Origin of the sequence: Streptomyces sp. NBC_00370 (assembly GCF_036084755.1) — a bacterium.
Classification (GTDB): Bacteria; Actinomycetota; Actinomycetes; order Streptomycetales; family Streptomycetaceae; genus Streptomyces.
Window position 1 is genome coordinate 7,666,962 of record NZ_CP107968.1, and the last position, 24,700, is coordinate 7,691,661.

General features: G+C 70.2%; 18 protein-coding genes. 10 read left to right on the forward strand and 8 right to left on the reverse strand.

Features of this window, described 5'->3' with window-relative positions; genetic code table 11:
• The first annotated feature begins 159 nt into the window (after positions 1–159).
• A complete protein-coding gene (locus OHS57_RS34005; RefSeq protein ID WP_328584416.1) occupies positions 160–1,755 on the forward strand; it encodes an FMN-binding glutamate synthase family protein in 1,596 nt (531 codons plus the stop codon).
• A gap of 13 nt (positions 1,756–1,768) precedes the next feature.
• On the opposite strand, the gene OHS57_RS34010 is transcribed toward OHS57_RS34005, so the two are convergent.
• Positions 1,769–2,350 carry a TetR/AcrR family transcriptional regulator gene (locus OHS57_RS34010; protein WP_328584417.1) on the reverse strand — a complete coding sequence of 194 codons (582 nt, stop codon included), beginning with the start codon at positions 2,348–2,350 and terminating at the stop codon, positions 1,769–1,771.
• A 96-nt stretch (positions 2,351–2,446) separates the two neighbouring features.
• On the opposite strand from OHS57_RS34010, the gene OHS57_RS34015 reads away from it, so the two are divergent.
• Positions 2,447–3,475 carry a quinone oxidoreductase family protein gene (locus OHS57_RS34015; RefSeq protein WP_328584418.1) on the forward strand — a complete coding sequence of 343 codons (1,029 nt, stop codon included), beginning with the start codon at positions 2,447–2,449 and terminating at the stop codon, positions 3,473–3,475.
• A 16-nt stretch (positions 3,476–3,491) separates the two neighbouring features.
• Here OHS57_RS34015 and OHS57_RS34020 read toward each other — a convergent pair whose 3' ends face one another.
• Entirely contained in the window at positions 3,492–5,102 is a 1,611-nt protein-coding gene (locus OHS57_RS34020; RefSeq protein WP_328584419.1) for an FAD-dependent oxidoreductase, read from the reverse strand.
• A gap of 45 nt (positions 5,103–5,147) precedes the next feature.
• Positions 5,148–6,227: a LacI family DNA-binding transcriptional regulator gene (locus OHS57_RS34025; RefSeq protein WP_041994137.1), complete on the reverse strand. Its 1,080-nt coding sequence runs from the start codon at positions 6,225–6,227 to the stop codon at positions 5,148–5,150.
• Positions 6,228–6,485: 258 nt separating this feature from the next.
• Here OHS57_RS34025 and OHS57_RS34030 point away from each other — a divergent pair, with 258 nt between their 5' ends.
• From OHS57_RS34030 to OHS57_RS37825, 7 genes are all read left to right on the forward strand, one after another.
• A complete protein-coding gene (locus OHS57_RS34030; RefSeq protein ID WP_328584420.1) occupies positions 6,486–8,192 on the forward strand; it encodes an extracellular solute-binding protein in 1,707 nt (568 codons plus the stop codon).
• A 143-nt stretch (positions 8,193–8,335) separates the two neighbouring features.
• Positions 8,336–9,199, forward strand: a complete 864-nt coding sequence (locus OHS57_RS34035; protein WP_328584421.1) for an ABC transporter permease — start codon at positions 8,336–8,338, stop codon at positions 9,197–9,199.
• Complete coding sequence (locus OHS57_RS34040) at positions 9,200–10,090, forward strand: carbohydrate ABC transporter permease (RefSeq protein ID WP_328584422.1); 891 nt, start codon at positions 9,200–9,202, stop codon at positions 10,088–10,090.
• Between the two features lie 33 nt (positions 10,091–10,123).
• Positions 10,124–11,335 (forward strand): glycosyl hydrolase, encoded by a 1,212-nt coding sequence (locus OHS57_RS34045; RefSeq protein WP_328584423.1) that lies wholly within the window; start codon positions 10,124–10,126, stop codon positions 11,333–11,335.
• A 26-nt stretch (positions 11,336–11,361) separates the two neighbouring features.
• Positions 11,362–12,927, forward strand: coding sequence for a glycosyl hydrolase (locus OHS57_RS34050; protein WP_328584424.1), 1,566 nt, complete (start codon positions 11,362–11,364; stop codon positions 12,925–12,927).
• Positions 12,928–12,959: 32 nt separating this feature from the next.
• Positions 12,960–15,107: a glycoside hydrolase family 36 protein gene (locus OHS57_RS34055; protein WP_328584425.1), complete on the forward strand. Its 2,148-nt coding sequence runs from the start codon at positions 12,960–12,962 to the stop codon at positions 15,105–15,107.
• Between the two features lie 221 nt (positions 15,108–15,328).
• On the forward strand, positions 15,329–18,853 hold the full coding sequence (locus OHS57_RS37825; RefSeq protein ID WP_443043012.1) for a discoidin domain-containing protein: 3,525 nt from the start codon (positions 15,329–15,331) through the stop codon (positions 18,851–18,853).
• Positions 18,854–18,886: 33 nt separating this feature from the next.
• On the opposite strand, the gene OHS57_RS34070 is transcribed toward OHS57_RS37825, so the two are convergent.
• The 4 genes from OHS57_RS34070 to OHS57_RS34085 form a co-directional block, all read right to left on the reverse strand.
• On the reverse strand, positions 18,887–19,594 hold the full coding sequence (locus OHS57_RS34070; RefSeq protein ID WP_328584426.1) for a response regulator transcription factor: 708 nt from the start codon (positions 19,592–19,594) through the stop codon (positions 18,887–18,889).
• A 65-nt stretch (positions 19,595–19,659) separates the two neighbouring features.
• Positions 19,660–20,283, reverse strand: coding sequence for a DoxX family membrane protein (locus OHS57_RS34075; RefSeq protein ID WP_078863834.1), 624 nt, complete (start codon positions 20,281–20,283; stop codon positions 19,660–19,662).
• Between the two features lie 127 nt (positions 20,284–20,410).
• Positions 20,411–22,192, reverse strand: a complete 1,782-nt coding sequence (locus tag OHS57_RS34080; protein ID WP_328584427.1) for a sensor histidine kinase — start codon at positions 22,190–22,192, stop codon at positions 20,411–20,413.
• Positions 22,193–22,258: 66 nt separating this feature from the next.
• Positions 22,259–23,086, reverse strand: a complete 828-nt coding sequence (locus tag OHS57_RS34085; protein ID WP_041994159.1) for an SDR family oxidoreductase — start codon at positions 23,084–23,086, stop codon at positions 22,259–22,261.
• Between the two features lie 102 nt (positions 23,087–23,188).
• Here OHS57_RS34085 and OHS57_RS34090 point away from each other — a divergent pair, with 102 nt between their 5' ends.
• Positions 23,189–24,016: a helix-turn-helix domain-containing protein gene (locus tag OHS57_RS34090; RefSeq protein ID WP_328584428.1), complete on the forward strand. Its 828-nt coding sequence runs from the start codon at positions 23,189–23,191 to the stop codon at positions 24,014–24,016.
• Between the two features lie 18 nt (positions 24,017–24,034).
• On the opposite strand, the gene OHS57_RS34095 is transcribed toward OHS57_RS34090, so the two are convergent.
• Entirely contained in the window at positions 24,035–24,700 is a 666-nt protein-coding gene (locus OHS57_RS34095; protein ID WP_328584429.1) for an SDR family NAD(P)-dependent oxidoreductase, read from the reverse strand.

Here is a 24,700-nt window from a genome sequence, read left to right on the forward strand (position 1 = left end):
CACAAACGCCATGGAATGTCACATCAGTCACAGCTGTGACGTATCTGTCACACCGTGCCCCGTGCCGCCGGCACCCGCAAACGTTCGGCGGGGGGATCCATGGGCATTTCTCGACCATGTCCCTGGATTGCGTCCGCAGGACGGGGACAGGTGGCTGGGGTGTCGAAAATATCTGCGCTTGTTCTGCTGGGGGTGACGCTCGCCGCGGCAGTGGTGGCCGCCCTGCTGCTCTCTCCCTGGTGGTGGCTGGCCGGCGCCCCGCTGGCGGCCGCACTGCTACTGGCCGTGCACGATCTGCTCCAGCGCCGGCACTCGATCCTGCGCAACTATCCGGTGCTGGGCCATCTGCGGTTCGCGCTGGAGGGGCTCCGGCCCGAGTTGCAGCAGTACTTCATCGAGCGCAACTTCGACGGCCGCCCCTTCGACCGCGACACCCGCAGCATCGTCTACGAGCGGGCCAAGGGAACCGACGCCGAGGAGCCTTTCGGCACGGAGCGCCAGCTCAACGACGTGGGCAGCGAATACCTCATCCACTCGATGGCCCCGCGCCCGGTGCGCACCGACCCGCCCAGGGTCCGGATCGGCGGCCCGGACTGCACCAAGCCGTACGACATGGCTCTGCTGAACGTGTCGGCCATGAGCTTCGGTTCGCTGTCGCCCAACGCGCTGCTGGCCCTCAACACCGGTGCGGCGCTGGGGGGTTTCGCCCATGACACCGGTGAAGGCGGTCTTTCGGAGTACCACGAGAGGCCGGGCGGTGATCTGGTCTGGGAGATCGGTACCGGTTACTTCGGCTGCCGTACCGAGGACGGCGGTTTCGACGAGAAGCAGTTCGCCGAGAAGGCCGGCCACGAGAACGTCAAGTGCGTTTCGCTCAAGCTCAGTCAGGGTGCCAAGCCGGGCATCGGCGGTGTCCTGCCGGGCAAGAAGGTCAACGCGGAGATCGCGAAGGTGCGCGGTGTGCCGCAGGGTGAGACGGTCACCTCGCCGCCGTACCACCGGGTCTTCTCCACCCCGCGCGAACTGGTCCTCTTTCTCGCCCGGATGCGTGAACTGGCGGACGGCAAACCGGTCGGCTTCAAACTCTGCGTCGGCTCGCGCCACGAATTCCTGGCCATCTGCAAGGCCATGCTGGCCGAGCAGGTCACACCGGACTTCATCATCGTGGACGGCGCGGAGGGCGGTACGGGCGCGGCGCCGCTCGAATTCGCCGACAACGTCGGACTGCCGCTGACCGAGGGGCTGATGACCGTACACAACGCCCTGGTCGGCACGGGTCTGCGGGACCGGGTCCGGATCGGGGCGAGCGGCAAGGTGGCCACCGGAAGTGACGTGGTCAAACGGCTGCTGCAAGGGGCGGACTACACCAACGCGGCGCGGGCGATGATGTTCGCGGTCGGCTGCATCCAGGCCCAGCGCTGCCACACCAACACCTGCCCCGTCGGCGTCGCGACCCAGGATCCGCGCCGGGGGCGCGCGGTCGACGTCGCCGACAAGTCGCAGCGTGTGCGCCGCTTCCAGGAGGCGACCGTCAAGAGCGCACTGCAGATCATGGCCTCGATGGGCGTCGCCGAACCGGCCCAACTGGGGCCCCACATGCTGCTGCACCGGGTGGACGCACACACCACCCGCAGTTACGCGGACCTCTACGACTGGCTGACACCGCGTCAACTCCTCACGGACACACCGCCGTCCTGGCGACAGGACTGGGAAGCGGCCGACCCGGACACCTTCCACGCCGTCCGGGGCGCGTAGCGCGCCGGTCGCCTCAGCGGCGCAGATGCTCGATGAGTACGTCCATGGCGGCCTCCAGATGCGCGGTGCTCCCGGTCGTCCGGAGCATCTGCACACCGCCCTGGATCCCGGCGATGAACGCGGCCGCCATCCGGTCGGCGTCCAGTGCGGGACGTACGTCACCCTGCGCCTGCATCGCGGTGATGCCCCGCAGGACGTCTCCCTGCCACTGGTTCAGCAGCGTCGTGACCACCTCTGCGGCGCCGGGGGTGGCGCCCACCTGGTTCATCAGGCTGCCGAGCGGGCAACTCGCGCCTTGCGCGCGGTAGCGTGCCACGACCGCGTCCCGCCAGTTCTCCCAGGCCCCCCAGGAGGTGAGCGCGCCGAGATGGGGTTGCTGGTCGGCGATGACCCTGTCCGCCTCGGCCCGCGCGACGGCCAGCAGCAGCTCCTCCTTGCCACCGGGAAAGTAGTGGAACAGCTGGCCCTTGCTGGTGCCGGTGGCTGCGAGGACGTCGTCCAGCGTCATGTCCCCGGGAGCGTCACTGCGCAGATGGGCGGCGGCCCCGTCGATGATGCGCTGCCGGGTGGCCCGGCCCTTCGTCGTCAGTCCCACGTCCTCGAACGTAACACATTCTGGACTTGCAGGTCCAAAAATCTGTGCCTACCTTCGGCGGCGTAAGGAAAAGCCTGACAAGCGGAGGTGTGGCACATGCGTGCGATCGTTGGCGGACAGCTCGACGGAGTCGTTCAGCTGGAGCTCAAGGAGCAGCCCGACCCGGAGCCGGGCCCCGGGGAGGTGCTGGTCGACGTCGCCCACGCGGGCGTCAACTTCATGGACACCGCGGCCGGCACCCTGGGCGCCACCCGCGGCGTCCCCTTCGTCCCCGGTGTCGAGGGAGCCGGCCGGGTCGCCGCCCTCGGCGAGGGAGTCACGGAGTTCGCCGTCGGTGACCGGGTGGCCTGGATCTCCGTGTGGGGGAGCTACGCCGAGCGCCTGGCCGTACCGGTGGCGAACGCCGTCCCGCTGCCGGACGACATCCCCACCGACGTCGCCGCCGCGACGATGATGCAGGGCCTCACGGCGCACCATTTCGTCAACGAGGTCGCCCCGCTGAACGCGGGTGACACGGCGCTCGTGCACGCCGCGGCCGGGGGTGTCGGGCGGACGGTCAGCCAGTTGCTCAAGCTGCGCGGTGTCCGGGTGATCGGCCTGGTCTCCCGCGAGGAGAAGGTGCCGGTGGCGAAGGCCGCGGGCGCCGACGAGGTGCTGATCTCGTCGGGCGGCGACTTCGTCGACCGGGTCGGAGAGCTGACCGGGGGAGAAGGCGTCCACGCCGTGTTCGACGGCGGCGGCGCGAGCACCTTCCAGCCGTCGCTCGACGTACTGCGCCGGGTCGGCACGCACGTCTGGTACGGCCCGCTGATCGGTGAGGTCCCCACGGTGAACCTGTTCGACCTGCCGAAGAGCATCCGGCTCAGCTACGCCGTGTACTCGGACCACATCCCGACCCGGGAGCTGCTGCTGAAGCACACCTCGGACCTGTTCGACAAGATCAGGGACGGAAAGCTGCGCATCGACATCACCCGCCGCTACCCGCTCGGCGAGGCGCGGCAGGCGCACGCCGACATCACGTCGCGGGCCACCACCGGCAAACTGCTGCTCGACACGGGGCTGTCCGACACCGAGCTGTCCGACACCGAGCTGTCCGACACCGAGCCGTCCGGCACGGGGCGCTGACGTCACTCCCGACCGGTCAGTAGTACTGCTTGAGACCCCTGACCTCCTGCGGCCATGCCAGCTCCACCCCGTCGGCGGCCAGCAGCCGCTGGAACTCGGTCAACCGGTCCGCACGCGCGCGTATCTGACGCGGTATCAGTCCGGTGTCGAGGCAGTGCGCCGCCAGCGTGCCGGCCACCTCGCCGATGTTCCACTCGATGGGGTGCAGCCGGTAACAGCCGTTGGTGAGGTGGGTGGTGCCGATGTTCTTCGCGGCCGGCAGCAGGTTGTCGACCCGGACCGGCAGCAGGGCGCCCAGCGGGATCTGGAAGGGCCAGGTCTCGATGTCGACGAACGTGCGCGGGCCGCGCTTCCCGCCGGTGCTGGGGTGCAGGTCGATCCGGTACGAGCCGATGCCGACGGTGTCGGCGAAGACCTCTGCGCCCACGAGCGGTTCGCGGGCGCGGGCGCCGACATGGTTCTCGGTGACGGTGAACTCGGCCTGGATACGGCGTGATTCGCGTACGTACGGGGCCTTCGCCAGGCCGTCGGAGGTGCCGAGGACGTCCGGGCGCAGCCGCAGCCCCGGATAGCCGGCGCCGCCGTCGGCCGTGGGGGCCTCGGTCTGCATCCAGTACAGGAAGGAGCGGCTGAGCTGGCGCGCCGACTCCAGGTGCCGTTCGCGCTCCTCGGGCTGTACGCCGACCACCGGGCCCAACCAGTAGTCGATATGGGCCCAGTTGACGAGCGTGACATCACCCAGCCCCGCCGACTCGGCGAAGTTGGCGCGGGCCAGGATGCGCCGGAAGTCCCACAGGCCGAAGCCGTCCGGCCGGCCGCTGGAGTCCTCGAACAGCGCCCTGCGGTGCTCGGTGAGGTCCCAGGGGTTGATCTCGGCCCAGTTGAGCTGAGGCCCCGGCCAGAAGTCGGCCTGATGGTCGCGCCAGAAGGCGTAGTCGCGCGGGCGGTCGATGACATGCTCCTCGCCGGGCCGGTGCTCCAGGGCGAAGCACCAGCTCACCGCCTGCTGGTCCAGGGGCTCGGCCTCGCCGTCCAGCGCGTGCGGCTCGCCGGTCTCCGCCGCCGACTCGGCGCCGGTGACATGCTCGACCGCGCCGAGTTCCAGCAGATCGCCCAGTTCGGTGGCGTCCACGGTGTACGCGGCTGCGATCTCGACGACCTCGCCGGCTGCGTCCCGTAGCGACACCGATGTGATCCGGTCCCCGTCCCGGCCCACCGCGACCGGCTCGTGCCGGGTCAGCAGCCGGATGCGGCGCGCGGCCCGGTAGGGGGCGAGCATCTCCTCCAGCACGGCGACGGCCACCCGCGGCTCGTGGCAGATCCGGCTGACCCGCCCGTTGCCCGGATTGAACCGGGGGTCGGCAGCGGCGGCGGCGGTCAGCGGGTAGTTGCGGCGGTAGTAGGCGCGGATGCCGTCGCGCAGCGCCCGGTACCCGCGCGTGCAGCCGAACTCCTCGATCCACGGGTGTTCGTCGGGCGGCACGCCCTGGGTGGTGAGCTGGCCGCCGATCCAGTCGGTGGCCTCCGTCAGGACGACTCCGTACCCCCGGCGGGCCGCGGCGAGCGCGGCGGCGACACCGCCGAGTCCGCCGCCGACCACCAGGACGTCGCATCGGTCTTCGCGCATGGCGCTCCTCATCAGGATCGACGGGTCATCAGGATGGGCAGGTCATCAGGATCGGCGGGCGGGCGGCGGCTGGAGGGTCTCACCTGTCCGGACACCGCAGGCGGCGACGGCCCGGCGGGGCGTCTGGTCCTCCGGCCTGGCGAGCAGGTCGGCCAGCAGCCGCACCGCCTGCCCGCCCATCTCCTCGCGCGGTGTGAGCAGTGAGGTGATCGTCGGATCGTCCGGACGGCTCCTCGCGAAATCGCCGAGCGCCACCACCGACAGGTCCTCCGGCACCCGCAGCCCCAGCAGACCGGCCCCGGCGCGCACACTCGCCGCGTGGTCCGAGTCGTCGGTCACCACGCAGGTCACGCCCTGGTCGACGAGCGTCGCCAGCAGGTCGGTGCCGACCCCTTCGGGGTCCACCAGGTGGACGGCGCCCGACTCGACGCGGGTATCGGTGCGGCACGCCTCGAAGTACCCGGCCTCGCGCTCCAGCACGGCCTCGGAGGCGACCGCGCTGCGCAGCAGGGCCAGCCGGCGATGGCCGAGCCCGGCGCACCGCTCGACCATGGCGCGGGTGGCGCTGGTGTAGTCGGCCGTCACGTACGACATCTCGCCGGAACTCAGCTCGCGGCGGCCGATGTAGACGAACGGGAAGCCGGAGTCGACGAGCGCCGCCAGCTCCTCGCGGTCCTCGTCCTGGCCCAGCAGGACGGCGCCGTCGGTGACTTGGAGCGTGTTGACACCGTCCTTGTAGATCGATCGGCGCCGCTTGCCGTCGTCCTGGCCGCGCCCGCGCGATCCGGTGAACAGCAGGAGATGGCAGTCGAGTTCCTCGGCGGCTTCCTCGATGCCGATCAGCGAGTCGTGGAAGAAGCTCAGCCGGTCCGTGGGGAACACCGCTTCGTATGTGAACACACCGACGATGTTGTTACGGCCGCCGGCCAGACTGCGGGCCGCCAGGTTCGGGGTGTAGCCGAGCGTGCGGACCGCCTCCCACACGCGCTGCGCGGTCTGCTCGCTGGCCCGCACCGCACCGTCGTGCCGGCCGTTGACCACGGCGGAGACCACCGAGGGCGACACCGCGGCGAGGCGGGCGACATCGGCCTGGGTCGGTCTGCGCGACGATCGGGGATTTCCCATGGACGACGACTCTCTCCCTGGTCGGCTGAGACTGCTCGGGCCGTGGACACTCTCTCACATGATATTGCGCAATATCAGAGGTCGGCGGATTCCGTTACGGCCGGTCAAACGTGCTGCTGGTTCAGTGAAGCGTTACGTCATCGTACACATCTGTTGACACCCATGTGGCCTGGCTCATACTTTGAGGCCCGCCGTTGATGTAGCGCATCATCACCCGCGCTGCCGACGTTCGAACCCCTTCGGGAAGAGGTGACAGCAGTGAGCGGACCGGGACAGGACCGGCGTGATCTGGAAGGTGTCAGCAGACGCCGGGTACTGAGCATGACGGGTGCGGCGGTGGGAATGGCCGCGGTCGCCGCCTGTTCCGGCGGCGGTACGAACGCCGTACCGAAAGGCGACGTCAAAAGCCTCGAACTGCCGGCGCGGCTGACCCCGAAGCCGGTCGACGGGCAGGTGCTCAGCAGCGTCGCCGACGTGCCGGCCGCGTTCACCCGCTACCCCACGCCGTACAGGACCGTCACCGAGAAGCCCGGCAGCGGCGGCACGGTGACGACGTTCCAGATCACGTACACACCGCCGCCACCGGCGGACAACCGCTGGGCCGACGAACTCGACAAGCGGCTCGGGGTGCAGGTCAAACCGACCCTGGTCAACCCGGCCGACCTCGCGCAGAAGACCGCGACCGTCATCGCGGGCGGTGACATCCCCGACCTGTTCTACCTCAACACCGCCACCGGACAGGCCCCCGCAGCGGCGCAGTCGGTGCTCCAGGGCGCCTTCACCGACCTGACCGAATACGTCTCGGGCGACGCGATCCGCGACTACCCCAACCTCGCGCTCTTCCCGTCGTACGCCTGGAAGAACGCCTCGATCCAGGGCCGTATCTACGGCGTGCCACGGCCGACCCCGCTGCTCCAGAGCGGCATCCCCACCCTGCGGCTGGACTGGATGCGGAAGCTCGGCATGCGGCAGCAGCCCGCGGACGCCGACGAACTCTTCGCCCTGCTCACCGGATTCACCGGGAGCGACCCCAACGGCAACGGCAAGAAGGACACCTGGGCGCTGTCGTCGCTCCAGATCTACTGGCAGTCGACCCCGATCCTCAACATGTTCGGCGTCCCCAACAACTGGCGGCTGGAGAAGGACGGGAGCCTCACCAAGGACGTCGAGACCGACGAGTTCGAGGCCGCCACCGAGTACATCGTCAAACTGTGGAAGGCCGGTGCCTTCCATCCCAACGCCGCCGCCAACACCTACGACCAGCAGATGGCCCTGTGGAACGCCGGCAAGATCGGCATGTCCGGCGCCGCGCTGAACACCACCTACGTCCGCTCCGTCCCGCAGATCGCCGGTGTGAAGGACTGGTCAACGGATCTCGGGCCGCTCGTCCCGCCCGGCCACGACGGCGGCGTCGCTTCGCTCTACCAGTCGAGCGGCATCTTCGGGATGTTCGCCATCCCCGCCAAGGTCGGCAACTCCGGCAAGGGCAAGGAGCGGGTCAAGGAGCTGCTGCGCATCCTCAACTACCTCGGCGCGCCCTTCGGCAGTGCGGAGAACACCTTCCTCACCTACGGCATCGAGGGGTGGAACTACGACCTCGCGCACGGTGCCCCGGTCAAGTCCACCAACGCGGGCCGCCTCGCCGAGCTGGCGGGGCAGTACTTCTGCGAGCCGACCGAGACCGTGCTCTACCTGCCAGGGCCGCCCAACAGGTCGGTCACCGCGCAGAAACAGGCCGAGAAGCTCATCCCGCGGACCGTCGCCGATCCCACCGTCAACCTGATCTCGCAGTCGTCGGTGTCCAAGGGCCCGGCGCTGCAACAGAACCTGAACGACGCCTTCGTGGGGATCATCACCGGCCGCAAGCCGGTCAGCGCCCTCAAGGAGCTGCGCAGCCGGTGGGCAGGGCAGGGCGGCGACGCGATCCGCAGGGAGTTCGAGCAGTCCCTGGCCAAGAGCCGGTAGGGCGGCGGACGGTGACCGTGCACAGCACCGACCGGCCGGCCCGCGCCACGCCGCCCCGGCCTGCCCCCACCACTGAGCTACCGGCGAGCCAACCGCCGTCCCGCAGAAGACCGTTGCACAAGCGGATCTGGCGTGAGCGATGGATGTACGTCTTTCTCCTGCCGGGTGTGCTGTTCTTCGTCGTGTTCGCGTACGTCCCGCTCCTGGGGAACGTCACCGCCTTCCAGAACTACTCGCCCTTCCTCGGCTTCCAGGGCTCGCCCTGGGTGGGGCTGGGCAACTTCCAGGCGCTCTTCTCCGATCAGCAGGCTCTCACCGCCATCAGGAACACCCTGGTCATCAGCCTGCTCCAGGTGATCTTCGCCTTCCCCGCGCCGATCGCGCTCGCCCTGCTGCTCAACAGCCTGGTCTCGCCACGTGTCAAACGGCTGGTCCAGTCGATCGTCTACCTGCCGCACTTCATCGGCTGGGTGATCGTGATCTCGATCTGGCAGAACGTGCTCGGTGACACCGGCGGTGTCGACCAGCTCTTCTCCCACATCGGGATGAGCACATCGCATCTGATGACCGACGCCGGCACCTTCAAAGGACTGCTGACGGCGCAGGTGATCTGGAAGGAGACCGGCTGGGGCACGATCATCTTCTTCGCCGCCATCTCCAACATCAACACCGATCTGTACGAGGCGGCCGTCGTGGACGGCGCTGGACCCTGGCGGCGCACCTGGCACATCACCCTGCCCGGCATCGCCAATGTGATCGCGCTGCTGCTGATCCTGCGGATCGGCGATGTGCTCTCCGTCGGCTTCGAGCAGATCATCCTCCAGCAGAACGCGGTCGGCAACGACGCGGCCCAGGTCGTCGACACCTTCGTCTACTACAACGGTGTGCTCGGCGGGAACTGGGGGCTGGCCACCGCCGCCGGCATCTTCAAGGGCGTGGTCGGCACGGCGCTGGTCGTCGCCGCCAACAAGACCGCCAAACGGTTCGGAACGGCAGGGGTCTTCTAGATGAGCAGCAGCAGGACCGAACGCCCGGCGTGGATGGAACAGCCCTCCCCGCTCACGCAGTTGGTGAAGGCCGTGGTCATCGCGGCCATCGTCACGGTGATGCTCTACCCGTTCCTGTACGTGGTCGCCTCCAGCTTCGCCACCCCCGCCGCCGCCAACTCCGGCGGACTGCTGCCGACCGCCTTCTCGCTCGACGCCTACCGCAGCATCTTCTCCGGCAACGTGGTGACCCGCGCACTGCTGGTGTCCATCGGGGTGACCGCCGGAGGTACGGCGCTGTCGGTGCTGTTCACCGTCACCACCGCCTACGGCCTCTCCCGCACCAAGGACGTGCCGGGATCGAAGGTGGCGCTCTACCTGATCCTGGTCACGATGCTCTTCGGCGCCGGGATCATCCCGCAGTACCTGCTGATCAGGAACCTCGGACTCGTCGACTCCTACTGGTCGTTGATGCTGCCCGGCATGGTCAGCGCCTTCAACCTCGTCGTCGTGCGCAACTTCTTCATGGAGATCCCGGCCGAACTCATGGAGTCCGCCCGGATCGACGGAGCCGGCGAACTGCGCATCCTGCTGCGGATCGTCCTGCCGCTCTCCAAGGGGGTGATCGCGGTGATCGCGCTGTTCTACGCCGTCGGCTACTGGAACAACTTCTTCAACGCGATGCTCTACCTCAACGACAGCACCAAGTGGCCGATGTCCCAGGTGCTCAACGAGTACGTGCTGCAGGGCGGCCAGCTCTCCACGGTCACCGACGTGCAGCAGGCGAGGCCGCCGTCGCAGACCGTCCAGATGGCCGTGGTGGTCATCGCCACCGTCCCCATCCTCGCCGTGTACCCCTTCGCGCAGCGGTACTTCACGAAGGGCGTCCTCACCGGCGCCATCAAGGGCTGACCGTCCCCCCCGTACGAGAAAGGGCCCAGAACGATGAACGACGCATTTACCCCCCGCACACGTCCCGCATCCGGAACCGCCGCCGCAGCCGCGTCCGCCGGCCGCCCGATCAGCAGGCGCACCGCGCTGGGCCTCGCCGCAGGTGTCTCACTCGCCGCGACCGGCGCACTGGCCGCACCCGCGCAGGCCGTACCCGCGCGTGCGGCGACCCGTGCGGCGGCCTCGACCGCCGCCCGCGTCGGTGTCCCGCATCTGGGCGTCTACCGCTGGGGAGCCCCCGACGCACCCGCCAAGGTCGACGCGTACGCCGACTGGATCGGCGAACCCGACGTGTGGGCGCTGGACTTCATGGCCACCGACACCTGGGACAACATCATGAACCCCACCTGGGAACTGCCCGTGTGGGGAAAGTGGGTCGGCGCGCGGGCCGGCCGCAACCTCGTCCTGTCCGTACCCATGCTGCCGGGCCCCTGGGACCTCAGCGGCCCGACCACGGGCACCGGCGCGGGGCAGGCCGTGTCGCTGGCGGCCGGCGCGGCGGGCGACTACGACGGGTACTTCCGTACCCTCGGCGAGTCCCTGGTCGCCGCCGGACTCGGCAGCGCCTGGCTGCGGATCGGCTGGGAGTTCAACGGCGGCTGGTACGCCTGGCGGGCGTCCTCCGACACCGCGCACTGGGCGACCTTCTTCCAGGCCGTCGTGGGATCGATGCGCGGGGTGGCCGGGTCCGACTTCCGCTTCATCTGGAACCCGACCATCGGCTACCAGCAGGTGCCCGCCGACCAGCTCTACCCCGGCGACTCCTACGTGGACTTCATCGGCCTCGATGTCTACGACCAGTCGTGGGCGGCCAACACCTACCCGTGGCCCGCCGGTTCGACCGCCGCGCAGATCGCCGCCGCCCAGCAGACCGCCTGGACGAACGACATCCACGGCGGCGACCACGGCCTGGCCTACTGGAAGACCTACGCCGACAGCCACGGCAAGTATCTGGTCGTCCCTGAGTGGGGTGTCTGCGACCGCGGCGATACCCACGGCGGTCTGGACAACCCCGCCTTCGTCCAGAACATGCACGACTTCCTGGTGGGCGCGAACGTCCCCTACGCGTCGTACTTCGACGTCAACGCATCAGACGGCGCACACCAGTTGTCACCCGGTGTCGATCCCAACGGCAACCCGGTGACGACCGAGTTCCCGAACTCCGCCGCGAAGTACCTGGAGCTGTTCAGCGGTACCGGCGCCTGACCCACCGCTCACCGAAAGGACTGATCGTGACGAGATCGCTCAACCGGCGGCGGTTCATCGCACTGGCCGGCGCGACCACAGGACTCACCGCACTCGCGGGCGTCGTGCCCCCCGCGGCGCTCGCCGCACCGCACACCGGGCCGCAGGGTCACACCGATGTGCCGGCCCGCAGGATCGGCGTCTACCACTGGGACCGGCAGCCGGGCCAGATCGGCGACTTCGCCGAATGGATCAACAGCCCGGTCCACTACGCCGAGGACTTCCTGCTCAGGGACAGCTGGGCGTCCCTCGCCGGGGCGGAACGGCTGTCGTACTGGCAGGACACGCCATGGGCGGACCGTATGGTGTGGGCCGCCTACCCGTTCCCCGACGGGCAGGGCGACCTGGCCCAGGCCGCCGCCGGAACGTACAACACCCACTACGCCGAGCTGGCCGCCAACCTCGTCCAGGCCGGGATGGGCAACGCGGTCCTCCGCTTCGGCCACGAGTTCAACGGCAACTGGTACCCCTGGTCGCCCCTGAACCATCCCGACGGGGTGCGGGCGGGGGAGCGTGACTTCGCCGCCGCGTTCCGGCAGTTCGTCACCGCCGTCCGGACGGTGCACGGCGGGCACTTCACCTTCGTCTGGAACCCCGTCCCCGGACAGTCGGGTGTCGATCTCGCCGCCTGCTATCCCGGCGACCCCTACGTCGACCTCGTCGGCATCGACATCTACGACCAGGACTGGAACGTCTACAGCCCGACCGTCCCGCCGACGGCGCAACTGCGCGAACAGGCCTGGCAGGACCTGCGCACCGACCCCAACTGGGGCATCGACAGGATCCAGCGGCTCGCCGCCGACCACGGCAAGCGACTCGCCGTGCCCGAATGGGGCGTCTGGCAGCAGAACGCCGGGCACGGCGGCAACGACAACGCGTACTTCATCCGGCAGATGTACGACTGGCTGAACGCCAACGACGTCGCCTGGAACGTGTACTTCAACGTGTACGCCAGCGACGGCAACCACGACCTGTACGACACCTACCTCTTTCCCGAGGCGTCCGCCGAGTTCCAGCGGCTCTGGAACCCGTCCGGCCGGCTGCCCCGCCCACGGCGCGTGACGTCGGGCACCGTCCACCCGTCGGGTGCGGCGGGACCCACCGCCTTTCCGCCCGGCACCGTCGCACGGGAAGCGCACAACGGCACGTTCACCCAGCCGGCCGGCACCAGGGCCCGGCCGTACGGGAATCCCTGGGCGAAGGACCGGATGCTCGCCTCGCTCATCCGCTCGGGCGCGCCCGTCGCACCCGCCGTGTCGTACTCCGGCGTGCCGGCCGCCGCCTCCCTCATGCTGCGCTACCAGACACCGGTCAACGGCGACATCTACCTGTCCCTCTACATCGACGGCACGAAGGCCGTGGCCCACGTCGAACTGCCCGCCGCCGACCGCACCTTGCCCACCGAGTACGCCATGGTGACCGTCCCGGTGGACATTCCGGCCGGTGCGACCGTCACCGTCCAGATCGACCCGGACGACGACCGGACGGTCTCCGCCGGCATCTGGGAGTACGTGAACCTGGACACCGTCGGCTTCTGTCCCCGCCGCTTCTGACCCGCGCGTCCCGACGATCGGAAGGGGCCACCGTGCACCTGTTCTCCGTCCCCTGCGGCGACATGACCGCGCGCTACGACCACGACGAGGCCACCGGCACCGTCGGCTTCACCCTGGCCCCCGCCACCGTTCCCCTCGACGCCGCCACCGGCCTCGCCGCACCCGCCGACGAGCGGCCGCCCGAGGCCGGCACGGCGCCACTGGTGCAGCTCTCGGTCACCGGCGACCGCTCGGTGCACCAGTGGTCCGAGGGCGTCACCCTGCGCGACCGCTCCACGACCCGTGAACTCGCCCTGACCGGGCACCATAGGGACGTCCACGCGGGCACCACGACCGCGACCGTACAACTCGCCACCCCGGACGGGATACGCGCCACGCATGTGCTGCGCTGGCGCGAGGGGGAGCCCTGTGTCGAGATCGAGACCAGCGTGGTCAACGGCACCGACCGTCCGCTCACCCTGCAACTCCTCAGCAGCTTCAGCCTGGACGGTGTCGCCGCCGTCGGTCCCGGACGGGACGACCCCGGCGACACCGTCGTCCACCGGCTGCGCAGCGGCTGGTCGAGCGAGGGACAGCTGGTCAGCCAGACGCTGCGGGAGCTGCATCTGGAGGGCTGGCCACGTGTGGCGCTGGGCGTCGAACGGTTCGGCCAGCTCGGCACCATGCCGGTACGCGGCTTCGCCCCCAGCGTCGTCGTCGAGGACCGCGCGACGGGCACCGTACGGGGCGCGCAGCTGTGCTGGCCGGGATCCTGGCAGATCGAGCTGTTCCGGCACTGGGGCGCGCTGTCCGTCGCCGGAGGGCTGGCCGACGGCGACTTCGGACACTGGCGCAAGGCTCTCGCCCCCGGCGACAGCTTCACGGCGCCGCGCGCCTGGCTGACCGCTACGGCCGCGGTGACCAGGAAGAACACGCACAACACTACGTCGGCCGCCGACAGCTGCTATCAGCGACTGGTCGCGATGCAGGACGCTCACAGCCCGCACGACCGCGCCGCCGAACGCGAACTCCCCGCGCAGGTCAATGAGTTCGCCACCACCTGGGGCCGGCCCACCCACGACCGGCTGGTGGCCATGGCCGAGCGGCTGGCAGGCACCTGCGTCAAATATCTCGTGGCCGACGCCGGTTGGTACGACGGCGGCCACGGCGACTGGACGAAGATCAAGCAGTCGGCCTTCCCCGACGGGCTCGCCGCCACGGCGAAGGCGGTACGCGACCACGGTCTGGTGCTCGGGCTTTGGGTCGAGGCCGAGACCTGCGACGAGGAGTCCACCGCCTTCTCGCTCACCGAGCACCTCCTCCACCGCGACGGTGTCCCCGTCACCGCGGGACGCCGCCGCTTCTGGGACCTGCGCCGGCCCGAGACGGCTGAGCTGCTGCTCGGCCGGATCGCCACGCTCGTCACGGACCACGGCATCGGCTATCTGAAGATCGACTACAACGAGCCGCTCGGCGCGGGCTGCGACGGCGCCGAGTCCGTCGGCGAGGGGCTGCGCCAACAGGTCGCCGCCGCCCTCGACTTCTATGCCCGGCTGCGCGAGCGCCTGCCGGACGTGGTGATCGAGCACTGCGCGTCCGGCGGCCACCGCCTGGAGCCCGCCACGATGTCCGTCAGCGATGTGACCTCCTTCTCCGACGCGATGGAGGGCGACCACCTGCCCATCGTCGCCGCGGACACCAACCGGCTGGTGCCCGGCGCCCGTTCACTCGTCTGGGCCGTCCCACGCACCGGCGACAGCGACGCCACGCTCGTCTACAAGCTGGCTTCAGGGCTGCTCGGCAGACTCTGTCTGTCCGGCGACTTCCTCGAACTCGGCCCGGGACAATGGCAGTTGGTGGCCGACACACTCGACCTGTACGAGCGGGCGCGCCCCGCGCTCGCGTCGGGCCGCTGGCACCGCTACGGCCCGCCCGTCTCCGGCTACCGCCATCCGGAAGGGTGGCAGGCGCTCGTCCGGCCGACCCCGGAAGGCGACGGCGTACTCGCGGTGCTGCACGCCTTCGGCAGTCCGCCGACCACCCCGGTCCGGGTGCCCCTGCCACCGGGCCCCGCCTTCACGCTGGACGCCGCAGTCGCCTCGGGCCCGCCCCCCGATCTGCACGACGGAGCCCTGTACTGGCTACCGCCGGCCCCCTTCACCGCGACCGCCTGCCGGCTCGTCCGTCCCGCGCGCGGCTGAGCCTGTCCGTCCGTCCGGCCCAGGGATTGACAGTGGTCAGTCATTAGAAGAAACTCCCGAGAGAGCGCTCTCCGACATTTCTCCGGACCGTGGGAACAGGGTCCGGAGCCACCCACGGCTGCCCGTGACGCCGTTGTCGAGCGCCCGTGCGGGATCGCGGGGTCAGGTCTCGGCGACGGTCTCACGGGCGGTCAGGCATCACACCGCCCATGGAGATGCACATGAGCCGCTTGTCCCTGTTACTCCGCTCCGTCCGGCGCCGCAGACCGCTGGTCGCGATGGCCCTCGCCATGGCCCTCGCGACCGGCGGCGCCGTCGGCACCACCGCCGGTACGGCCCAGGCCGCCGACACCCTTCTCTCGCAAGGCAGGACCGCCACCGCCTCGTCCACGGAGAACGCCGGCACCCCGGCCTCCGCCGCCGTGGACGGCGACGCGGGCACCCGCTGGTCCAGCGCCGCCGCCGATCCGCAGTGGATCCAGGTCGACCTCGGCGCCACCGCCGACATCTCGTCCGTCACCCTCAACTGGGAAGCCGCCTACGGCAAGGCGTTCAAGATCCAGGTGTCCGGCAACGGCACCGACTGGACCGACATCTACACCACCACGACAGGCCCCGGCGGCAAACAGACGCTGACCGCGCGCGGTTCCGGGCGCTACGTCCGGCTGTACGCCACCGCGCGCGGCACCGGATACAGCTACTCCCTCTGGGAGTTCCAGGTCTACGGCTCCGGCGGCAGCGGCCCGTCCGCCGGCGACTGCGGTACGGCCGACGCCGCCCTCAACCACCCAGCGACCGCGTCCTCGGCGGAGAACGCCGGCACCCCGGCCTCCGCCGCCGTGGACGGCGACGCGGGCACCCGCTGGTCCAGCGCGCCCGGCGACCCGCAGTGGATCCAGGTCGACCTCGGCGCCACCGCCACCGTCTGCGAGGTCGTCCTCAACTGGGAAGCCGCGTACGCCACAAGCTTCCAGATCCAGGTCTCCGACAACGGCACGACCTGGACGCCGGTGTACACCACGACCACCGGGGCCGGCGGCAAGCAGACCCTCGCCGTGAGCGGCTCGGGCCGCTACGTCCGCGTCAACGGCACCGCGCGCGCCACCGCTTACGGCTACTCGCTCTGGGACTTCACCGTCCACACCACAGGACCCGGCAGCGGACCCGGCGGTGACGACGGCGACTTCTCGGGATCCGTCATCTCCGCGTACAAGCAGGTCTCCGCTTCCTCGTCCGAGGGCGGCAACGCGCCGGCGGCGGCGCTCGACGGCAGGACCAACACCCGCTGGTCCAGCGAGGTCAGTGACAACCAGTGGCTCCAGGTCGACCTCGGCGGCAAGGGCACCATCAGCGGCATCGTGCTCAACTGGGAGACCGCGTACGGCACCGGGTACCACATCGACGTGTCCGACGACGGTACCAACTGGACGCCCATCTACACCACCACCACGGGCAAGGGCGGCATCGAGAGACTGCCGGTCACCGGACAGGGCCGGTACGTACGGTTCAACGGCACGGCGCGGGCCAGCGCCTACGGCTACTCCCTGTGGGAGTTCCAGGTCTACGGCACGGTCGACACCTCCACCGCCACCCCGCCGCTGCTCTCGGCGCCCACCAAGGCACCGGCCACGCTCAACCAGTTCGCGCTGTCCGCACCGGCGGACAAGGCGATGGTGACCAACACCCGCAGGCCCGCGCTGTCCTGGGCGGCCGTCGGCGGCGCCGCCCACTACGAGGTGTGGCTCAACATCAGCCGCACCGACTACGACTTCGCCGCCTCGGGCAAGCTGCTCGACCTCTACACCAAGGTCGCCGAACCCACCGGCACCAGCTACACGCCGACCTGGGACATCACCGACCGCTGGACCTACAAGTGGTTCGTCGTCGCGGTGAGCGGCTCCGGCACCAAGACCACCTCCAACATCCGCACCTTCAGCGTCTATCTGCCCGATGTGGAGAAGACGGACGACGGCGTCGGCATCGTCAACGGCGCGCGTGACCTGAACAAGAACGGCACCATCGAGCCGTACGAGGACTGGCGGCAGCCGGTCGCCACCCGGGTCGACGATCTCCTCGGCAGAATGACGCTGGAGGAGAAGGCGTACCAGATGTTCTACAACGTCCAGACGTTCCCGCAGTCCGGCTGGCACTTCGGCCCCGCGCAGCCGGCCGACCTGCACAAGATCCTGCTGTCGACGGCGGCCACCCGGCTCGGTATCCCGCCCGTCTCCGCGGGTGACACGACCGCCGGCTACCAGACGACCTATCCGCTGCAGAGCGCGCTGGCAGCCGGCAAGGACTACCCGCTCGACTACCAACTCGGCGACATGCAGCGCAAGGAGGAGCTGGAGGTCGGCGCGCGGGGCACGCTCTCGCCGCTCGCCGAGGTCGGTACGAAGGTGATCTACCCCCGTATCCAGGAGGGCGGCGGTGAGAACGCCGACGTCGCCGCGGCCCAGCTCCGGGCCCTGGTCGCCGGCCTTCAGGGTGGTCCCGAGCTGAACCCCGGCTCCGTACTCGCCACGGTCAAGCACTGGCCCGGCGAAGGGGCGGGCGGCGAGGCCGGCATCGTCTACGACGGGGTGAGCATCAAGTACCACATGATCCCGTTCCGCGCGGCGATGGAGGCGGGCGCCGTCAACATCATGCCGGGCTACGCGGGCAGTTCGTTCCTCGACCCGGGCGGCCCCGGCGCGGGCGACAGCGCGAAGATCCTCGCGTACCTGCGGCAGAACCTCGGCTACACCGGTCTGATCACCACGGACTGGCTGCCGCCGGGCAACTGGATCAACGCGGCCAACGCGGGGTCCGACGTGATGGGCGGAGCCGACCCGGGCGCGGCGGACTTCACCATGGCGAGCTTCGAGTCGCAGGTGCCGCTCGCCAGGATCAATGACGCGGTGACCCGGATCCTCACGCTCAAGTTTCAACTGGGCGTCTTCGAGCACCCGTACGGCGACCCGGTGAACGGTCCCTACCGCTTCCATCAGCCGAGCTACACGGCGCTCGCCAACCAGGCGTCCCGCGAGTCCAACACGCTCCTGAAGAACAACGGCGTGCTGCCGGTCAAGCTCAACGCCGGCGACAACATCGTCGTCGCGGGACCGAGGGCGACCGACGGCGCTTCCTGCTGCATCTGGTCGAGCTACTTCCACCAGGAGTACGGCTCGCTGACCACACTGGACGCCATCAAGGCCAGAGCGGCCAAAGCGGGCGTCAACGTCTACCAGGACACCGGGCCCGCGCCGAAACTGGCCGTGGTCGCGGTGGGGGAGCCGTCCTACACCCACGCCACCTCGTGGCTCAACACCCAGCCGTATCTGCCCGCCGACCAGCTCGCCCTGATCAAGAACTTCAAGGCCCAGGGCATTCCGGTGGTGGTCGTGCTGACGTTGCCGAGACCCATCGTCATGAGCGACTGGAACGACCTGGCGGACGCCATTGTGGTCACCTACCGCGGCGGTGAGGAGGTCGGCCCTGCGACGGCCGGCCTGCTCTTCGGCGACTACACCCCACGGGGCAAGCTGCCGTGGCAGATGCCCAGAAGCGTCGACCAGGTGCTCAAGCCCGGCGGCGCCGACACCCAGGCGGATGCCAACGAGAGCTGGGACCTGCCGTACGACCTCGGGGCGACAGCCGCCGAACGCGCCGATATCCGCGCCAAGATCGACGCGGGTCAGACCGTTCCGACGACGTACGGGAACCCGCTCTACCCGTACGGCGCGGGACTGACCTCCTGGAACTAGCCCCGGAGAGGACATCAGTTGGTCCGCACGGGCCTACGGCGTCCGGTACGCGCCGCGTGCGCGCGTACCGGACGCCGGTCCGTCGGCGGCGGTGGCGAGTACGGCCGCCTGGATGCGCCGTTCGACACCGAGCTTCGCCAGCAGCCGGGAGACGTTGTTCTTGACGGTCTTCGCGGAGAGATAAAGCTGTTTGCCTATCTGCGCGTTGGTGAGTCCTTCGCCGATCAGCCCCAGGATCTCCCGCTCCCTCGGGGTGAGTTCGGCGAGCACGGCGAACTCGGACTGCGCGGGTCCCGCTTCGCCGCGAATGCTGCTCATCAGCCGGGCGGTGGTCGCCGGATCGAGCATCGACCGGCCCGAAGCGACGGTGCGTACGGCCGTGACCAGGTCGGAGCCCCTGATCTCCTTCAGTACGTATCCGGCGGCACCCGCCATGATCGCGTCCAGCAGCGCATCGTCGTCGTCGAACGACGTCAGCATGAGACACACCAGCTCCGGCACCAGGGAGCGCAGCTCCCGGCAGACCGTGATCCCGTTCCCGTCCGGCAGCCGCACGTCAAGTACGGCCACGTCGGGGCGGAGCGCGGGCCCCCTGGCCAGGGCCTGCTCCCTGCTGCCCGCCTCGCCCACGACCTCGATACCGGGCTCGGCGCCGAGCAGGTCACGTACGCCGCGCCGGACGACCTCATGATCGTCGAGCAGGAACACCCGGATGGGATCCTGCGGTGCGTCTGTTGTCATGGCCGTCCTTCGCGGTGATGGGGAGTACTGCGGGAACCGCCGGTCCGTGAAGGACCGGCGGCCGTTCAGACCAGCCAGCGGCTGTTGTCGCGTACGAAGGGGAGCTCCTGCCAGACCTTGCCGAGCCCCCAGGTGCGGCCCGCCGCGGCGACCGCGAGAACGATCATGACAGCGGCGAACATGACGTGATAGTCGACAAGGGGATTGGACGACATGCTGGGTGACCCGTCCGCCAGGTGCTTGGCCGGGGGCCACTCCGCCGCCCACATGAGCGCCATCATCACAGTCCCGGCGACGGCGGTGACCCGCAGCGCGACACCGGACGTGAGGGCGACCCCGAGGCCGAGCATGCCCAGCATGAACAGCCAGTCCGCCCAGGGCTGGCCGGCCCACGCGTGGAAGGCCGACTGGAGCGGTCCGGCCGAAACCCCGCCGAGGAAGCCCTTGGTGGGCGAGCCTCCGTTGATCCAGGCCCCGGCCGACGGCGTCGCGTAACCCCAGCCGAAGAGCTTGTCGAAGAACGCCCAGAGGAAGACGAAGCCGAGCAGGATGCGGGCGCCGGCGGCGGTACGGGCGAGCGCCCACGACATGGCCTGCGGCCGGTCGGCGGCGATCGCCGGGTCCGCCGTGTGCTTGCGCGACGACGGGAGGCGCAATCCGGTGGGCCGGGGGCTTTCGTGAACTGCCATGGGATACATCCCTTTCAGGGCTGGCGTGCTGCGGTGAGTTCGGGTTCGTGTCCTCAATCTCCTCCGGCACCCGCGCCGGCGCATCGGCTCTTCGGCTCCGACCGCAGGGCCGAACGGCCCTGTTCGGTCAGCCCGGTTGGGCTCCAGACGCACCGCCCCGCACCGGTACGCGCCACACCAGACGGGTACCGCCACCGGCCGGGGTGTCCCGGACGAAGGTGCCGCCGAGCGCGGTCGCCCGCTGTTCGATGTTCTTCAGCCCACCGTGCGCGGCTCCGGGGCCCACGCCCACCCCGTCGTCGGCGACGGTCAGCGTCAACGTCCCAGCGGCGACCGCGAGACGGACGTCGACGGACCGGGCGTGCGCGTGCCGGGCGGCATTGCTCAACGCCTCGACCAGCACCGCGATCATATGGTCGGCGACCGCGGGCGACACCTCGGTCTCGATCAGCCCCTCAAGCCGCAGCGCCGGCGGAAAGCCCAGCGAGACACCCGCACGCTCCACCACGACGGCGAGCCGGCTGCGGACGCCGTCCCCCGACCGGCCCGGCTCGTGCGCGCGCAGCCCGAAGATGGTCGACCTGATGATCTTGATGGTCTCGTCGAGGTCGTTCACCGCACGTTCGAGACGCTCCGCGACCTCCGGGTGCTGGACGAACTTCTGGGCGCTCTGCAGTGTCATACCGGTCGCGAACAGCCGCTGGATGGCCAGGTCGTGCAGGTCACGGGCGATCCGGTCGCGGTCCTCCAGCAGGGTGATCTGCTCGGTGTCACTGCGCCGTTCGGCCAGTTCCATCGCGAGCGCCGCCTGTCCCGCGAAGCCGAGCAGCGGAGCGGACTGCGCGGCCCCGAACGCCGGACGCCCGGCGCTGCGGGCCAGCACCAGCACACCCCGTACACCTTCCCCCGTCCCCATCGGCACCGCCACCGCAGGGCCCAGCCCCGTCCAGCGGGCCGCGCCGCCCTCGATCCGTGGATCGGTGGCGATGTCCTTGCTCACGACCGGCTGCGTCCCGGCGAACGCCGCCCCGATGAAACCGTCCGGCCCGGTGTCCGCCTCGCCGTCCGCCCCGGAGTCCGGGCCGCCGCCCGACAGGCCGCCGTGCGCCGACACTTCGAGCCCCACCGCCAGTTCCGTACGCAGACCGCCATCGCCGACGGGAACGGCGACAAGCCCCACGTCGGCGTCGAGGATCTGCCGTGCCCGCTCGACGATCAGCTCCAGCACCTGCGGGCGCGGATCGCCCGACAGCAGCCGGCTCGTGACTTCCGAACTCGCCGATAGCCACAACTCCCTGCTGCGCGCAGCCTCGTAGAGCCGGGCGTTCTCGATGGCCACACCGGCGGCCACGGCCAGGGTCCGCAGCACCGACTTGTCCTCGGCGTCGAACTCCTTGGCGCTGCGCTTCTCCGTGAGATACAGATTCCCGAAGACCTCGTCACGCACCCGGATCGGCACGCCGAGGAACGAATGCATCGGCGGATGGTTCGGCGGGAAACCCGACGACGACTCGTGGTCGGCCAGTTCGGCCAGTCTCAGCGGTACGGGATGGCGGATCAGCTCACCGAGCAGCCCGTGGCCGCTGGGCAGATCCCCGATCCGGGCCCGTCGCTCGTCGTCCATGCCCACCGTGATGAACTCCGACAGGCTCTGCTCCCCGCCGATCACCCCCAGCGCGCCGTACTGCGCGTCGACCAGCACCACGGCCGCCTCGACGATGTCCCGCAGCACCTGGGCCAGATCCAGCTCCCGCCCGACGGACAGGACCGCCTCCAGCAGACTGTGCACCCGGTCCCGGGTGCCGCGCACCGCGTCGATGCGGACCTGCAGCTCCTCCAGCAGCTCGTCGAGGCGCAGCCGAGGTATCCGTTCTTCCGCACCGGCCGCCGTACTGCCCGCGTCCGCCATCGAGGAGCCTCCACACCGTCGGGATCAAGCCTGTACGCATGATGCGCCACGACGGCGGCCGGGTGGTCAGAAATCGGTCGAAGCGGCCGTCTCCCGCTGCGGACGCAAGGCGGCCAGCCGCTCTTCGAGCGCGCCGGTCATCGCGGTCCACGCGTCGCTGCCGAGCGCCAGCCGGAGCGGTGCGGGATCCTGGCCGACGCTTTCGATCATGAGCGTGGCCATCCGGGCCGGGTCCCCGACGGGGAGGCGCGTCGTGTCCTCGACCATGCGGTGGACCGCCGCTGTGGGCGTGACGTCGTACGCGTCGAGCCGCGCGCCGAGACGCACCCCGCCGTGCCGGAACTCGGTGCGGGCGCCGCCCGGTTCGACGATCGTGACGCCGATGCCGAACGGTGCGACCTCACCGGCCAGCGCCTCGGCGAAGCCTTCGATGCCCCATTTCGTCGCGTGGTAGAGCGAGCCGCCGGGCCATGCGGCCTGGCCGCCCATCGAGGACAGCTGGAGGATCCGTCCGCCGCCCGCCGCCCGCAGGTGGGGGAGCGCGGCACGGATCAGCTGGATCGAGCCGAGCAGGTTGGTGTCGATCTGATGGCGCACCTGCTCGTCGCTCAGCTCCTCGGCGGCGCCGATCAGGCCGTACCCGGCGTTGCTCACGACCACGTCGAGCCGCCCGAACCGGGCGTGTGCCGCGTCCACCACCTCCCGGATACGCGCGGTGTCGGTCAGGTCGAGGAGGGCGGCGTGGAACGCGTCGCCGTACTTGCCGGTGAGGTCGGCGACCGAATCGAGCCGGCGGACGGTGCCCGCGACGCGCTCGCCGCGGGCGAGCAGCTGCTCGGTGAGATGGCGGCCGAAGCCGGTGTTCACTCCGGTGATGAGCCAGTTTCGTGTCATGGACCGAGCCTCGCCCGACCTGGCGCCCCGTAGCCAGCGCCCCGCTGAGGGGGGTGCCGGCAGGGCCACCCGGCGGCGGCGGTGGCGACCTATGGTGGAGGGGTGGCAGCCAATCTGATCGGCGAGTTCCTGCGCGCCAGGCGCGAACAGGTGCGTCCCGAGGACGTGGGGATCACCGTCAACAGCCACCGGCGCGTACCGGGCCTGCGCCGCGACGAGCTGGCGCTGCTGGCCGGCATCAGCACCGAGTACTACACCCGGCTCGAACAGGGCCGCGACCGCAACCCGTCGGCCCAGGTGCTGGACGCCGTCGCCCGGGCGCTCGGCCTCGACCGCGAGGCGTCCGCGCATCTGCACGACCTCGCGGACCCGGCGCACCGCCGGCGGCGCGCCCCGCGCCGCACCGAGCGGGTCCGCCCCACCGTCACCCAGCTGGTCGCCTCGTGGGACAGGACCCCCGCCTACGTCCAGGGCCGCTACCTTGACGTGCTCACCTCCAACCGGATGGCCGTCGCGCTGTCCCCGATCTACACCCCCGGCACCAATCTGCTGCGCGCCGCGCTCCTCGACCCGGCGGCGCAGGCGCTCCTCGACGTGTCGGAATGGAACATCGGCGGTCTGATCGCGAGCCTGCGCGCGGCGGCAGGCGCGGACGTCGACGATCCGCGCCTGACGGAGCTGGTCGGCGAACTCTCCGTGAAGAGCGACGTGTTCCGCCGGCTCTGGTCGCGCCATCACGTACGCCCCCAGCCGGGCGGCGGCGTCCACCACATGCACCATCCGCAGGTCGGCGAGATGGAGCTGCGGTACGACAAGTTTGTCGTCGCCGGCGCAGAGGACCAGCTCCTGGTGATCTACCAGGCCGAGCCCGCCTCCCGGTCGGCCGAGGCGCTTGCGCTGCTCTCCGCGCTGGCCGGCGACATGGCGTAGGAGCGCGCCGGTGCGGGCTCAGGCATCCATGGGCTCGGCGAAGTGGCGGAAGCCGGTGCGCTCGCGATGCATGGTCCACAGGGTTCCGGCGAGCACGCCGGGGTCCTTCCTCGGATCCCCGGCGGTGATCGCGCCCGGGATGATCAGCTGCGCGACATGCACCCGCCTGTCGGTCAGCGTCTCGTGCAACATTTGCGCGTAGGCGCTTTCGGCGGCGAAAGCGACGGAGGTACCCGCCCGCTCGGAGTGGGGCTGTACGGCGGTGCCGCCGTTCACGAAGAGGATCGTGCCACGGCCCTCGGCCAGCATCCAGGGCAGCACCTGCCGTACGGCCGTCACCGGGCCCTGGACGGAGAATTCGAAGGGCCCCTGGAGATCGGCGGCGGTGGTCTCCAGGACGGGCTTCATGAAGTCCCGGTGCGGCAGGGGGCTGTACTGGAGCACTTCCACCGGCCCCAGCGCCGATGCGGCGTCCGCCAGGGCGGCCGTGAGGGCGGCCGGATCGCGCACATCGGCGGCGAAGCCGCGCGCGTTCAGGCCCTCGGCTCCGAGGTCGGCCGCGAGCGCGTCCACATGGTCCCGCGTACGGGAGATCAGCGCGACGCCGAAGCCCTCGCGGCCGAACTGCCGTGCGACGGCGGCTCCGAGACCGCGTCCTGCTCCGATGATGGCGATGCTGGTCAT

What these genes read in the sequence shown, in the direction of transcription:
- OHS57_RS34015 (WP_328584418.1), top strand. Translation starts at nt 2,447, where the DNA reads ATGCGTGCGATCGTTGGCGGACAGCTCGACGGAGTCGTTCAGCTGGAG.
- OHS57_RS34070 (WP_328584426.1), bottom strand. Translation starts at nt 19,594, where the DNA reads ATGACAACAGACGCACCGCAGGATCCCATCCGGGTGTTCCTGCTCGAC.
- OHS57_RS34095 (WP_328584429.1), bottom strand. Translation starts at nt 24,700, where the DNA reads ATGACCAGCATCGCCATCATCGGAGCAGGACGCGGTCTCGGAGCCGCC.
- OHS57_RS34085 (WP_041994159.1), bottom strand. Translation starts at nt 23,086, where the DNA reads ATGACACGAAACTGGCTCATCACCGGAGTGAACACCGGCTTCGGCCGC.
- OHS57_RS34045 (WP_328584423.1), top strand. Translation starts at nt 10,124, where the DNA reads ATGAACGACGCATTTACCCCCCGCACACGTCCCGCATCCGGAACCGCC.
- OHS57_RS37825 (WP_443043012.1), top strand. Translation starts at nt 15,329, where the DNA reads ATGAGCCGCTTGTCCCTGTTACTCCGCTCCGTCCGGCGCCGCAGACCG.
- OHS57_RS34025 (WP_041994137.1), bottom strand. Translation starts at nt 6,227, where the DNA reads ATGGGAAATCCCCGATCGTCGCGCAGACCGACCCAGGCCGATGTCGCC.
- OHS57_RS34020 (WP_328584419.1), bottom strand. Translation starts at nt 5,102, where the DNA reads ATGCGCGAAGACCGATGCGACGTCCTGGTGGTCGGCGGCGGACTCGGC.
- OHS57_RS34035 (WP_328584421.1), top strand. Translation starts at nt 8,336, where the DNA reads ATGTACGTCTTTCTCCTGCCGGGTGTGCTGTTCTTCGTCGTGTTCGCG.
- OHS57_RS34075 (WP_078863834.1), bottom strand. Translation starts at nt 20,283, where the DNA reads ATGGCAGTTCACGAAAGCCCCCGGCCCACCGGATTGCGCCTCCCGTCG.
- OHS57_RS34040 (WP_328584422.1), top strand. Translation starts at nt 9,200, where the DNA reads ATGAGCAGCAGCAGGACCGAACGCCCGGCGTGGATGGAACAGCCCTCC.
- OHS57_RS34080 (WP_328584427.1), bottom strand. Translation starts at nt 22,192, where the DNA reads ATGGCGGACGCGGGCAGTACGGCGGCCGGTGCGGAAGAACGGATACCT.